Origin of the sequence: Aggregatilinea sp., from assembly GCF_036822615.1 — a bacterium.
Lineage (GTDB): Bacteria > Chloroflexota > Anaerolineae > Aggregatilineales > Aggregatilineaceae > Aggregatilinea.
Window position 1 is genome coordinate 1 of record NZ_DAISHJ010000147.1, and the last position, 11,341, is coordinate 11,341.

Consider the following 11,341-nt stretch of genomic DNA (forward strand, 5'->3'; position numbering starts at 1 on the left):
GATTGAGCCGGAATCTCGTGCTGAGTCACGCGGTTGGGGCGGGCGATCCGCTGCCGGAGGATGCCGCACGCGCGGCGATGCTGATCCGCGTGAATACGCTGGCGCAGGGCTACAGCGGCGTGCGCCGGTGCGTGATCAATACGCTGGCCGGGATGCTCAATCGCGGCGTGCTGCCGGTGATGCCGCAGCAGGGATCGCTGGGTGCGTCGGGCGACCTCGCGCCGCTGGCGCATCTGGCGCTGGTGCTGAGCGCCCCTGCTCCGGGCGAGGCCGATCATCCCGGCGCGAGCGGGCAGGCGTGGCTGGACGGGACGCTGCTGTCCGGCGCAGAGGCGATGGCCGCCGCCGGGCTGGAGCGCGTGGTGCTGAGCGCGAAGGAAGGCGTCGCGCTGGTGAACGGCACGGCGGTGAGTGCGGGGATCGCGGCGCTGGCGTATCACGACGCGGCGATTCTGCTGGAAACGGCGCAGATCGCGCTGGCGCTGTCGGTCGAGGCTCTGAAGGGGTTCCGCGATGCGTTTCTGCCGCACACGCACGCGATCCGGGGGCACGCGGGCCAGCAGCAGGTCGCGGCGCGGGTGCGGGAACTGGTCGAGGGCAGCACGCTGGTGCGCGGCGGCGCGGGCGTCGATCTCGATCCGTCGGCGGGACCGCCCCAGGACCCGTATTCGCTGCGGGCCGCGCCGACCGTGCTGGGCGCGGTGGCGGATACGCTGCGGCACGTCGAGGGCGTGCTGACGACCGAGATCAACGCCGTGACGGACAACCCGCTGATCTTCGTGGACGAGGACGGGCCGCTGCACCTGGACCGGCTGAACAAGGCGGTTTCCGGCGGGAACTTCCACGGCGCGCCGGTCGGGTACGCGATGGACTTCCTGAAGATCGCGGTCGCGGATCTGGCAAGCATCTCCGAGCGGCGTTCCGAGCTGCTGCTCGACGGGCGGCTGAACCGGGGTCTGCCGCCGTTTTTGATCGATGAGCCGCGCGGCGGCGAAGGGCTGAATAACGGCCTGATGATGCCGCAGTATACGGCGGCGGCGCTGGTCAGCGAGAACAAGGTGCTGAGCCACCCCGCCAGCGTGGACAGCATCCCCAGCAGCGCCAACCGCGAGGATCACGTCAGCATGAGCACCATCGCGGCCCGGCACGCGGCGCAGGTGGTCGCCAACGCGCAGATGGTGGTCGCCATCGAGCTGCTGTGCGCGTTCCAGGCGGTCGAGCTGCGACTGCGGCTGGAACCGGGCGCGCGGTTGGGTGCGGGTACGGCGGCGGCGATGGACGCGCTGCGGGCGGTCGAGATCGCGCCGGGCGTGCCGTTGCGGATGATCACGCGCGACGAGGCGCTGAAGCCCGCGCTCGACGCGCTGCGGGACGTGGTGCGGCGCGGGACGCTGGTGGAGGCGGCGGGGTAAGCGCGGACCTCACCCCGCTCGCGTGCGCTCGCTGCCCCTCTCCAATCAAGTTGGAGAGGGGCGATAGGCGTGCGGGACGGGATGGAACGGGGAATAGGGGATAGGGACTGGGGATTAGGGGGTGCGGGAGCATGAAAGCACGGGCACAGCGGGTATTCGCGTTTTTGCGTAAGCATCAGCGGAAAGTTGTTGTCGGCTGCGTTGTTGCTGCCGGGGCTGTCGTGTTGTTCCTCGTTTTTGGCTGGTCTACCGGCTTCGACGCGCGTACTTCCACGCAAACGACCATCACACGCACGTACTCTGATGGTGTCGAAACTACCGTTACCGAGACAACTGCACGTGGCAAAACACTGTGGGATTGGCTGGTACTACTAATTGTTCCGGCAGCTTTAGGCGTGGGAACCCTGATGATTAATCGTCAGATGTCAAGACGTGATGAAGCTGTTAGGATGGAGCGCGTCGAAAAGGAAAAAGTTGAGAGGGAAGAACGTATAGAGAAAGAACAGCTTGAAAAGGAAGAGCGAACTGAGCTAGATCGCCTCGCACGCGAAGATCGCTATAGGGAGGAGACGCTTCAGCATTATTTCGATGCAATAGGTAAATTGCTTTTGGAACATAATCTACACGAAGCGCTCAAAAAGTGGGAGCCGAACGAAAAGACGTCGTGTCCTCCTATCGTAAATGTGGCGCAAACACGAACGATTGTTGCATTGCGACGACTCGATGAAAAACGCAGAGACGAAATTCTTCGTTTTTTGGAATCATCAGGCTTGTTGATAGGTGAATACGGACTTTTACGTTGTGCTCACATGGTGCGAATCGATCTAAGTGAGGCAAATCTGTATGAAGCTAATTTAAGTGGCTCGAACTTATCTGAAGCCAATTTAGCTGGAGCAAACCTTTTATCAGCCGTTATGAAGAAAACTAGATTGATAGATGTTGAGATGACTAAGTCTAATTTAGGTCATGCAAATTTGGAAGATGCTTGTTTATTTACGGCAAATCTGAACAAGGCTAATTTAAGCGGTGCTTACCTTGTCAATGCTGATTTACGTGGAGCTAAGTTACGCGATGCTCATTTAAAAGATGCTTACTTGATGAAAGCGGATCTAGGCGGTGCGTATATTGAGTACCATCAACTTCAAGAAGTTTATTCTCTTGAGGGAGCAACTATGCCCAATAATAAACGTTATGCACCTAATATACTTGAGGAAATGGAAAACGCGGGTTGGTGGAGGTTCCAAGAGTGGAAAGACTAGAGAATATGTCCACTCTTGGTGCGCGTGAGGCGGTGCACCGCTAGGAGGCTGCGCCGATAACGGTCGCTTCCGGCATTTCGAGCAGCTTGCCCGACTTCACGTCGGAGATCAGCCCGTAGATCGGGATGTCGCACGTTTCAAGCGCTGGAAATCGGGCTAAAATACGGATAAGCCCAACGGTCATCATCCGTAACAACGGCTTCAATGAGCGGGATTTGGCACGGTTACTGAACGTGATTGAAGAAAACAAAGATTATCTGCTGTCAGAGTGGCGGAAACTGTTTACGGAAGAGTAAGGGAGCGGCATCGTGATTGGACGCATCAAAAAGCGCGACGAACCCGTTGCCGTCGATCTCAGCAACGGACGCGTGGCGATCACCCTGCGCGATGGCCGGATTGTGAGCATGCCGATCAGCTTCTTCACGTGGCTGGACAAGGCCACGCCGGAACAGCAGGCAAACTTCGAGATTTATCCCGACGAAATCTTCTGGCCGGACCTGGAAGACGGCATCGACATGTACGCCTTCATTACCGGGACGTGGGCCAAAAAGCGCAACGTGAGCGAAGTCGGGTAACGACGCCGCGCCACCACATCACACCCCAGCACGGAGGAGCGCATGGCGAAAGTGTACGACGCGATCAGCGACAATCACCGGTCATTCATCGAGCACCAGCACCTGTTTTTCGTCGGGAGCGCGCCGCTGGATGCGTCCGGCCACGTGAACCTGTCCCCCAAGGGCGGCGACTGCTTCCGCGTGCTCTCGCCCAACCACGTCATGTACCTGGACCTGACCGGGAGCGGCAACGAGACGTCCGCGCATGTGCTCGAAAACGGGCGCATCACGCTGATGTTCTGCGCGTTCGACGGCCCGCCGCTGATCCTGCGGCTGTACGGCACGGGACGCACGGTGCGTCCCGGCGACGCGGAGTGGGACGAGCTGATTGCGCACTTCCCGGCCTATCCGGGGCCGCGCCAGATCATCGCCGCCGAGATCGACCGCGTGCAGACGTCATGCGGGTACGGCGTGCCGCTGTACGAGTACCAGGGCGAGCGCGATCAGTACGATAAGTGGTGCGCCGCCAAGGGGGAGTCGCTGCCCGCATACCAGCGCGAGAACAACAGCGCCAGCATCGACGGGCTGCCCACGCCGCTCGGGTTGGAGCCTCAATCGTCGTAAGGCCGAAAAAGGGCAGGCAGGGCAGGGTTTTACCCTGCCCCTGCGAGACCGAGTTCGGCGGACGCCTCTAACCGGATGCCCCGCTAGGAGGCCGCGCCGATGGCGGTCGCTTCCGGCACTTCGAGCAGCTTGCCCGACTTCACGTCGAAGATCAGCCCGTAGATCGGGATGTCGCGCGGGACGAGCGGGTGATTGCGGATGCGCGTCACGTCCTCGACCACACTTTGCGCCTGATCGCGGATAGTCAGCCAGTTGATGAACGCGCCTTCCGGCGATCCCGGCCCGTCGCCCGTGTCGTGCCAGCCGCTCGCGTCTACCGAGGCGGTCTTCAGGCTGCGCGAGAGCAGATCGGCCATGATTTCGTTGGTGAAGGTCTGCATGCCGCAGTCGGTGTGGTGGATGACGAACCATTCCTTCGTGCCGAGCAGCTTGTAGGAGATCACCAGCGAGCGGATCGCGTCGTCGCTGGCGCGGCCCCCGGCGTTGCGGATGATATGCGCTTCACCCAGGTCCAGCCCCGTGAAACGCAGCGGATCGAGGCGGGCGTCCATGCAGGTCAAGACCGCGACGTGCAGCGAGGGCGGCATCGGCAGCGAAATGAATTCCCTGAAGACCGGCAGATAGTCGTTGTTGGCGGCTATAACCTCGTCGTAAACCTTGCTCATGATTTTCTCCTTATGCGCTGAACGAGCTTTAAACACAAAAAACCCCGGCGCTGGGCCGAGGCTTTCTTTACCATCAGGAACGTTTTACCGCCGAACCGGGATCAACGCGAAAGCAGGCCGCACGCCTTGTGAGGAGTGCCCGCACACATACAGACCTGCATGGAACGAGTGCGATCGATCACGGTTTACCCTGCTACCCAGGTCAATAATCAGCGGAAACGCTGTGAATAAGTGTATGGTTTATCTGAAAAATGTCAATAACCTGATGCCGAATCGGGCCGCGTCATGGGCCTATTACGGGAAGAGTCGCAGAAAATCGGGATTCGAGCGGCGCGGCGGCTAGAGCACGCAACCCTGGCGCGCGCTGAGCGCATAGGCGTGCAGCTCGGGGCGCAGTGCGGGCGTGCGCTGCAAGAAGCGGTCGATGATGCGCTCCACCTGATCCGCGTGGCCGAGATGCCAGTGTCCCAGGCCGTGCAGCGCGCTTTCGCGGCAGGCGTCGTGATCGAGATCGAGCGTGCGGGCCATCACGTCCAGGCACGTCTCGCGCAGCGTGCGTTCGCGCGGCGTATCACTCTGCGGACGCCACGACAGCCCGATGATGTCCCACCACATGTAACACACGCTGTTGAGCGGGTGCGCCTCGCTGGTTTCGCTGCGGTGGCCCAGGCATGGCGCACAGCGCGGCAGAAAAAGCTGCTCGAACACGGTGAATATGGCTCCGGCGCCGCGTTGGGCCGCGTCGAGGGGCAGCGACGCCATCCACCCGCCGAATACCTCCACGGCAGATCCCTGGCCGATCAGATACCACAGCCCGGCGTTGATCTGCGCGTCGTTGAACAGGAGCAGCGAGGCGTCCGGCTGCTCGAACAGGCGCGTGAGGTAGTCGCTGGCGAGGGGGAGATCCAGCCGGTCGCAGTCGGGATCCACCAACAGATACGGGACCCGGTCTGCATCGTTGTCGAAAATGCAAAACAGCCAGTCTTCAAAGCTCATAGGTGACGGGTTCATCGTCGTTATCTCGTAAGCCGCTGCACCGGGTAGAATAAAAGTGTGACGCGAAAAGCACAAGCGAGCCGAAACGAGACCTATGATGCCCGATCCTAAAAATCCGATTTTGCGTGATTTTCCCGATCAGTTCGAATCCGAGCGGTTGATCATCCGCGCGCCGAGGCCCGGCGATGGGGCCGCGTCGAACGAGGCGCTGCGCGAATCGCTGGCGGAGCTTCAGCCGTGGATGCCGTGGGCGACGCCCGTCCCCACACCGGACGATACGGAGCAGCACGACCGTGAGGCGGCGGCGGAATGGCTGCGGCGCGAAAACCTGCAACTGCTGTTGTTCCGCAAAAGCGACGGGCTGTTCGTCGGCAGCAGCGGCCTACATAACATCGATTGGGGCGTGCCGCGCTTCGAGATCGGGTACTGGATCCGCACGAGTCTGAGCGGGCAGGGCTACATCACCGAGGCGGTCAACGCGATCACGGACTTCGCGTTTGGCACGCTCGGCGCGCAGCGGCTGGAGATCCGGTGCGACGCGCGCAACGAGCGCAGCGCGGCAGTGGCGCGGCGGGCGGGGTATGCGCTCGAAGCGACGATGCGGCACCAGATGCGCGGCGTGGACGGCTCGCTGCGGGATACGCTGGTGTTTGTGAAACTGCGCGAGGACTGGACGGGTACAGCCTGAGGAGGCGATCATGACCGGTGTGACCGAGGTGCTCAACGCCAATCCGCTGTCGTGGCTGCTGGAACCGGATGCGAAGACGCCCGGCGTGCGCTATTTTGCGCTGCGTGACGTGCTGGGCCTGCCCGCCGATCACCCGGAGGTGGTCGCGGCGCGGGCGCGCATCATGGAGAGCGGGCCGGTTCCGGCGATTTTGGCCGCGCAGGAGCCGGAGGGCTACTGGGTCCAGCCGGGGGCAGGTTATTCGCCGAAGTACCGGGGCACGGTGTGGTCGGTGATGTTCCTGGCACAGTTGGGCGCGGATGGGTATGACGAGCGCGTGCGGCGCGGCGGGGACTATCTGCTCGAACACGCGCAGTCCAAAGCGGGCGGATTCGGCATAAGGGGCACGCCCAGCACGACGATACACTGTCTGTGGGGCAACGTCGCGCGGGCGCTGCTGGACCTGGGCTTCGGCGGCGATCCGCGCCTGGAACTCGCCCTCGACCGGCTGGCGCGATCCATCACGGGAGACGGGTACGGCGAGTATCCACGAACCGGTGTCGTGTCGCCGGGGTTCGGCTGCTCGATCAACAGCGGGCTGCCGTGCGGGTGGGGCGCGGTGCGCGCGCTGTGGGCGCTGAACGCCGTCCCGGCGGTGGCGCGATCCGCGGCGATCGAGGCGGCGACGGCTGCGAGCGTCGAGTTTTTGACGGCATACAACATCGCGCGGGCCGAATACCCGTACGACAACCGCATCAGCCCGAACTGGTTCAAGTTCGGCTACCCGCTGGGCTACGTCAGCGACGTGCTGATGGTGCTCGAAACGCTGACCGAGGCGGGCGTGGTCGAAGGGCTGGACGAGGCGGTCGATCTGATGCTCTCGAAGCAGGACGAGCAGGGCCGGTGGGCGCTCGAATACGGCTACCGAAGCCGGATGTGGATCAACGTGGAACGGATGGGCAAGCCGAGCAAGTGGATCACGCTGCGGGCGCTGCGCGTGCTGGCACGGTTGGGACGTGTGCCCGATGAGTGGCTGGCGTCGGCGGCGTGAAGGGGGCGAAGACACCTCACCCCCGGCCCCTCTCCAATCAAGTTGGAGAGGGGCGACAAGCGCGTTGTAAGCGCAGGAGGCTTTTCCTGCTCGGCGGGTGAAAAGCCGGACGGAGCAAGCCGCGCCTCTACAGAAGCGTGATCGGACGGCGGGCCGCTACCGGAACTGGTCAGGGACGTCTAGCGGTGGGATCTCGGAACTGCGCATGGGCGGCCAGTCGCGCGAGGAGAGGAATTTGCCAAGCTGCCCCAACATGTGCCGGGTCGCCCGCGAGTTTTCTTCCACGTCGATCAGCAGGCTGAAGAGTTCGCCGGATGCGAACAGGGTGACGCTGGTTATCACACCGCCGATCAACGCACCGACCGCTTCTATCAGCGCCGAGGTGCGCTCGAGCTTGGTGGGAGTGTCGGGGAGAGAGAAGATCAAAGCGAAGAAAACAATAAGCGATCCTACACCGACGATAACCGCAATGACTTTATAGATAAAGCTGATGGTGCGAAGGGCAGGATACCTTGAGTCCATGCGATAATTCCATTTCCTAAATCAGGATCCCCTGACTGAACGCAGCAGGTATTATTCAACCATACGGAACGTGCAACAAGTTGATGGAATGAATTCTCTGTGAATTTTAGTGTGCGTCAGTCTGCACCGCCGCAATTCTTTACATCCACAGGGAAGCGGCTTATACTGAGGGATACTTACGAGGAGTGGTTGTATTATGCTGCGCCGACACCATCACGCGACCCAAATTCCATAGCGGCGACCCGTGAACGCACTCAAAAGCGTGGACACGACTCGCCACGCTTTTTGTTTGCCTGCGCCCGGCGGCAGTCCACTCGCCCCACCCGATCTTGTATGCACGATGGAGTAACGAGCAATGCCCAAAATTGACGCCCGCCTGCCCAAAGGGATGCGCGACTTCCTGCCGGAAGAAGTGCTCAAGCGCCAGTATGTGTTTGGCGTGATCACGGACGTGTTCAAGACGTTCGGCTTCGAGCCGATCGAGACGCCCGTGCTCGAAATGGAAGACACGCTGCTCGGTAAATATGGCGACGAGGCCGAGAAGCTGATCTTCCACGCGCAGCACCCCGGCGGCAAGGAGGAACTGGCGCTGCGCTATGACCTTACCGTGCCGCTGAGCCGCTACGTGTCGATGCACGAAAACGACCTGTCGTTCCCGTTCCGGCGCTATCACATCGCCCCGGTGTGGCGCGCGGAGCGCCCGCAGAAGGGCCGCTACCGCGAGTTCTACCAGTGCGACGCGGATATCGTCGGCATCGAGGATCCGTCAGCGGACGCGGAGATCGTCAGTCTGGTGACGACGGCGCTGCGGCGGCTGGGTTTCGCGGACTTTAAGGTGAACGTCAACCACCGCCAGATCCTGACCGGGATCGGTATTTACGCGGGCGTGCCCGACGCGCAGTTGGGCGACCTGTATCGCAGCGTGGATAAGCTCGACAAGATCGGGATCGACGGCGTGGCGGCGGAACTGCGGGCGAGCGGCATCGCGGAAGACGTGATCACGCGCATGTTCACGCTGCTCGAACGGCGCGAAGGCGGCGCGGAGTCGCTGGGCTGGCTGCGCGAGCTGCTGGCGGATATCGAACCGGCGCAGAAGGGTATCGCGGATCTGGAGCAGATGGTCGAGTACCTGAACGTGATGGGCGTGCCGCAGGAGAACGTGCAGATCGATTACGCGATGGTGCGCGGCCTGAGCTACTACACCGGGCCGATCTTCGAGACGGTCATCACCAAGCCCGATAACCTGGGCAGCGTGACCGGCGGCGGGCGTTACGACGAGCTGGTGGGCCTGTTCCGCAAGCAGAGCCTGCCCACGACCGGCACGAGCCTGGGCGTGGAGCGCATCATCGACCTGATGGATAAGCTCGACCTGTATCCGCCCGCGCTGACCGGGACGGTGGTCGAGGCGCTGGTGACGGTCTTCGAGCCGGGCCTGCAAGGCGAAACGCTCAAGCTGGCGAACGAACTGCGCGCGGGCGGCGTGCGGAGCGAGGCGTTCATGCAGCCGAAGAAGTCGATCGGCAAGCAGGTGCAGTACGCGGATCGCAAGGGCGTGCGCGTGGTGGCGTTCCTGGGGTCCGAGGAGATCAAAAACGGCGTGGTGAACTTCAAGCGCCTGGGCGACGGCACCGAGATCAGCGCGCCGCGCGCCGAGGCGGTCCAGGCCGTGCGGAGCCTGTTGAGCGAGTAAAAGCAGCGGTTAGCCGTTAGCGGTTAGCCACAGTCGAATGCGAAGGGCCGGGTTGTAGATCCGGCCCTTTTTCATTTGAGCGGGCCGGGTTTGCAGGCGTGGAGGGTTCCGGTCGTCAGAGCCGTTACGAACTTGTAGCCCCCCATCCCCTGGCCCCTTCCCTCCGTTCGCGTGGGGGAAGGGGAAAAGCTAGAGCCGGGCGGAGCAAGCCCCGCCCCTACGAGGGACAAAAGCACCGTACTCCTATGTTTTTTCCCGCCGCATGCGAATGGGCGGGGAAAACAAGCGCCGGGAAGGTGACAAAGTCATAAAAAAGCTGCAAAAACGTATTGACTTACTATATTGAATATAATATCATAATATTGAAATTGAACGCACAACGTAGAGTGAGAACACAAGCCATGCATCTTTCCGTCGACACTTCCGATCTGTTCACGCAGACATCGTCTGAGGCACAACGCAACCATCATCGAGGCACGGCCATGAAAGAACACGTCGTCATCATCGGGGGCGGATTCGGGGGACTGTATGCCGCCAAGCGTTTGAAGAACGCGCCGGTCAACGTCACGCTGATCGATCGCCGCAACCATCACCTGTTCCAGCCGCTGCTGTATCAGGTGGCGACCGGCGAGCTATCGCCCGCAGACATCGCTACGCCGCTGCGCCGCCTGCTGAAAGGGCAGAAGAACGCGAAAGTGGTGTTGGGCGAGGTGACCGGGTTCGATGTGGAAAACCGGGCGGTGCTCCTGCACGACGAGGTGATTCACTACGACCGTCTGATCGTCGCGGCGGGCGCGGGCAACCACTACTTCGGCAAAAACGAGTGGGCGCGCTGGGCTCCCAGCCTGAAGACGGTCGAGGATGCGACCGAGATCCGGCGGCGGGTGCTGGGCGCGTTCGAGGCCGCCGAACGGGCGACCGATCCCGACAAGATCCGCGCGTGGCTGACCTTCGCGGTCATCGGCGGCGGGCCGACCGGTGTGGAGCTGGCCGGGGCGCTGGCGGAAGTGGCGCACGAAACGCTGAAGCATGATTTCCGCAGCATCGACCCATCGCAGGCGCGCATCGTGCTGATCCAGAGTCCCGACCGCGTGCTGCCGATGTACGCGCCGGAGCTGTCGGCCAAAGCCGAAGCGGCGCTGGCGCGGCTGGGCGTGGAAGTGGTGACCGGGACGCGCGTGACGGATGTCGGGCCGGACGGGCTGCGCGTCTCCCACGAGGGGCACGAAGATGAGATCGCCGCGCGCACGATCCTGTGGGCAGCGGGCGTGCAGGCATCCCCGCTGGGTAAGGCGCTGGCGGACGCGACGGGCGCGAGCACCGATCGCGGCGGGCGGATCCCCGTGGAGCCGGATCTGTCGGTGCCCGGGCACCCTGAAATCCACGTGATCGGGGACATGGCGAGCTACGCGCACCAGACCGGGACGCCGCTGCCGGGCGTGGCCCAGGTGGCAATCCAGCAGGGGCGCTACATGGGCGATCTGATCCGGCGGCGCGTGCAGGGCGGTGATCTGCCGCCCTTCCGCTACCGCGATCCGGGCAGCGTGGCGACTATCGGGCGGGGCAAGGCGGTGGCTGAGATCGGGCGTTTCCGGCTGGCCGGGTGGCTGGCGTGGAACCTGTGGATGGTGATCCACCTGATGTACCAGATGGACCTCGAAAATCGGGTGCTCGTGCTGGTGCAGTGGATGTGGAACTTCACCACGCGCGGACGGTCGGCGCTGCTGATCACGGAGCGGGAGACGCCGTTCGCTGGGATTCGCGCCACCGCCGAGATCGGGCTGAAGACGCTGCGCGAGACGGCGACGCTCTCTCGCGTACGCGAGACGAATACCATGCGGCGGGCGGGGTGAGGCGGGGGGGGGGGCCCCCCCCCCCCCCCCCCCCCCCCCCCCCCCCCC

Annotated in this window: 13 protein-coding genes; 9 read left to right on the forward strand and 4 right to left on the reverse strand. The window is 62.9% G+C overall.

Translation table 11 applies throughout. The features are described 5' to 3' along the window. Both V7116_RS23415 and V7116_RS23420 read left to right on the forward strand, forming a co-directional pair. A partial coding sequence (locus V7116_RS23415; protein WP_324394412.1) for an HAL/PAL/TAL family ammonia-lyase occupies nucleotides 1-1,412 on the forward strand: 1,412 nt, incomplete at its 5' end. A 131-nt stretch (nucleotides 1,413-1,543) separates the two neighbouring features. Beyond that, nucleotides 1,544-2,671: a pentapeptide repeat-containing protein gene (locus V7116_RS23420; protein ID WP_324394413.1), complete on the forward strand. Its 1,128-nt coding sequence runs from the start codon at nucleotides 1,544-1,546 to the stop codon at nucleotides 2,669-2,671. A 40-nt stretch (nucleotides 2,672-2,711) separates the two neighbouring features. On the opposite strand, the gene V7116_RS23425 is transcribed toward V7116_RS23420, so the two are convergent. After that, the gene (locus tag V7116_RS23425; RefSeq protein WP_324394414.1) at nucleotides 2,712-2,858 is read right to left on the reverse strand and encodes a hypothetical protein; all 147 of its coding nucleotides are present in this window, start codon (nucleotides 2,856-2,858) and stop codon (nucleotides 2,712-2,714) included. Between V7116_RS23425 and V7116_RS25935 the strand changes: the two genes are divergently transcribed. Genes V7116_RS25935 through V7116_RS23435 form a run of 3 tightly spaced genes read left to right on the forward strand, consistent with a single transcriptional unit; the run spans nucleotide 2,797 to nucleotide 3,849 of the window. Continuing rightward, a complete protein-coding gene (locus V7116_RS25935; RefSeq protein WP_442891863.1) occupies nucleotides 2,797-2,967 on the forward strand; it encodes a DUF4160 domain-containing protein in 171 nt (56 codons plus the stop codon). The genes V7116_RS23425 and V7116_RS25935 overlap by 62 nt on opposite strands. A 12-nt stretch (nucleotides 2,968-2,979) precedes the next feature. Next, nucleotides 2,980-3,246, forward strand: coding sequence for a DUF2442 domain-containing protein (locus tag V7116_RS23430; protein ID WP_324394415.1), 267 nt, complete (start codon nucleotides 2,980-2,982; stop codon nucleotides 3,244-3,246). Nucleotides 3,247-3,288: 42 nt separating this feature from the next. Continuing rightward, nucleotides 3,289-3,849 carry a pyridoxamine 5'-phosphate oxidase family protein gene (locus V7116_RS23435; protein ID WP_324394416.1) on the forward strand — a complete coding sequence of 187 codons (561 nt, stop codon included), beginning with the start codon at nucleotides 3,289-3,291 and terminating at the stop codon, nucleotides 3,847-3,849. A gap of 83 nt (nucleotides 3,850-3,932) precedes the next feature. Here V7116_RS23435 and V7116_RS23440 read toward each other — a convergent pair whose 3' ends face one another. Further along, on the reverse strand, nucleotides 3,933-4,514 hold the full coding sequence (locus V7116_RS23440; protein WP_324394417.1) for a beta-class carbonic anhydrase: 582 nt from the start codon (nucleotides 4,512-4,514) through the stop codon (nucleotides 3,933-3,935). Nucleotides 4,515-4,853: 339 nt separating this feature from the next. Then, nucleotides 4,854-5,525, reverse strand: a complete 672-nt coding sequence (locus V7116_RS23445) for a hypothetical protein (protein ID WP_324394418.1) — start codon at nucleotides 5,523-5,525, stop codon at nucleotides 4,854-4,856. Nucleotides 5,526-5,607: 82 nt separating this feature from the next. Here V7116_RS23445 and V7116_RS23450 point away from each other — a divergent pair, with 82 nt between their 5' ends. Beyond that, entirely contained in the window at nucleotides 5,608-6,198 is a 591-nt protein-coding gene (locus V7116_RS23450; protein ID WP_324394419.1) for a GNAT family N-acetyltransferase, read from the forward strand. A 10-nt stretch (nucleotides 6,199-6,208) separates the two neighbouring features. Further along, entirely contained in the window at nucleotides 6,209-7,228 is a 1,020-nt protein-coding gene (locus V7116_RS23455) for a hypothetical protein (protein ID WP_324394420.1), read from the forward strand. 156 nt (nucleotides 7,229-7,384) lie between these two features. Here the strand turns inward: V7116_RS23455 and V7116_RS23460 are convergent, their stop codons facing one another. After that, the gene (locus V7116_RS23460) at nucleotides 7,385-7,750 is read right to left on the reverse strand and encodes a hypothetical protein (protein ID WP_324394421.1); all 366 of its coding nucleotides are present in this window, start codon (nucleotides 7,748-7,750) and stop codon (nucleotides 7,385-7,387) included. 355 nt (nucleotides 7,751-8,105) lie between these two features. On the opposite strand from V7116_RS23460, the gene hisS reads away from it, so the two are divergent. After that, nucleotides 8,106-9,440 carry a histidine--tRNA ligase gene (gene hisS, locus V7116_RS23465; protein ID WP_324394422.1) on the forward strand — a complete coding sequence of 445 codons (1,335 nt, stop codon included), beginning with the start codon at nucleotides 8,106-8,108 and terminating at the stop codon, nucleotides 9,438-9,440. A gap of 482 nt (nucleotides 9,441-9,922) precedes the next feature. After that, the gene (locus V7116_RS23470) at nucleotides 9,923-11,293 is read left to right on the forward strand and encodes an NAD(P)/FAD-dependent oxidoreductase (protein ID WP_324394423.1); all 1,371 of its coding nucleotides are present in this window, start codon (nucleotides 9,923-9,925) and stop codon (nucleotides 11,291-11,293) included. Nucleotides 11,294-11,341 lie beyond the last annotated feature (48 nt).

What these genes read in the sequence shown, in the direction of transcription:
- V7116_RS23420 (WP_324394413.1), top strand. Translation starts at nt 1,544, where the DNA reads ATGAAAGCACGGGCACAGCGGGTATTCGCGTTTTTGCGTAAGCATCAG.
- V7116_RS25935 (WP_442891863.1), top strand. Translation starts at nt 2,797, where the DNA reads ATGTCGCACGTTTCAAGCGCTGGAAATCGGGCTAAAATACGGATAAGC.
- V7116_RS23425 (WP_324394414.1), bottom strand. Translation starts at nt 2,858, where the DNA reads ATGATGACCGTTGGGCTTATCCGTATTTTAGCCCGATTTCCAGCGCTT.
- V7116_RS23435 (WP_324394416.1), top strand. Translation starts at nt 3,289, where the DNA reads ATGGCGAAAGTGTACGACGCGATCAGCGACAATCACCGGTCATTCATC.
- V7116_RS23440 (WP_324394417.1), bottom strand. Translation starts at nt 4,514, where the DNA reads ATGAGCAAGGTTTACGACGAGGTTATAGCCGCCAACAACGACTATCTG.
- V7116_RS23445 (WP_324394418.1), bottom strand. Translation starts at nt 5,525, where the DNA reads ATGAACCCGTCACCTATGAGCTTTGAAGACTGGCTGTTTTGCATTTTC.
- V7116_RS23450 (WP_324394419.1), top strand. Translation starts at nt 5,608, where the DNA reads ATGCCCGATCCTAAAAATCCGATTTTGCGTGATTTTCCCGATCAGTTC.
- V7116_RS23455 (WP_324394420.1), top strand. Translation starts at nt 6,209, where the DNA reads ATGACCGGTGTGACCGAGGTGCTCAACGCCAATCCGCTGTCGTGGCTG.
- V7116_RS23460 (WP_324394421.1), bottom strand. Translation starts at nt 7,750, where the DNA reads ATGGACTCAAGGTATCCTGCCCTTCGCACCATCAGCTTTATCTATAAA.
- hisS (WP_324394422.1), top strand. Translation starts at nt 8,106, where the DNA reads ATGCCCAAAATTGACGCCCGCCTGCCCAAAGGGATGCGCGACTTCCTG.
- V7116_RS23470 (WP_324394423.1), top strand. Translation starts at nt 9,923, where the DNA reads ATGAAAGAACACGTCGTCATCATCGGGGGCGGATTCGGGGGACTGTAT.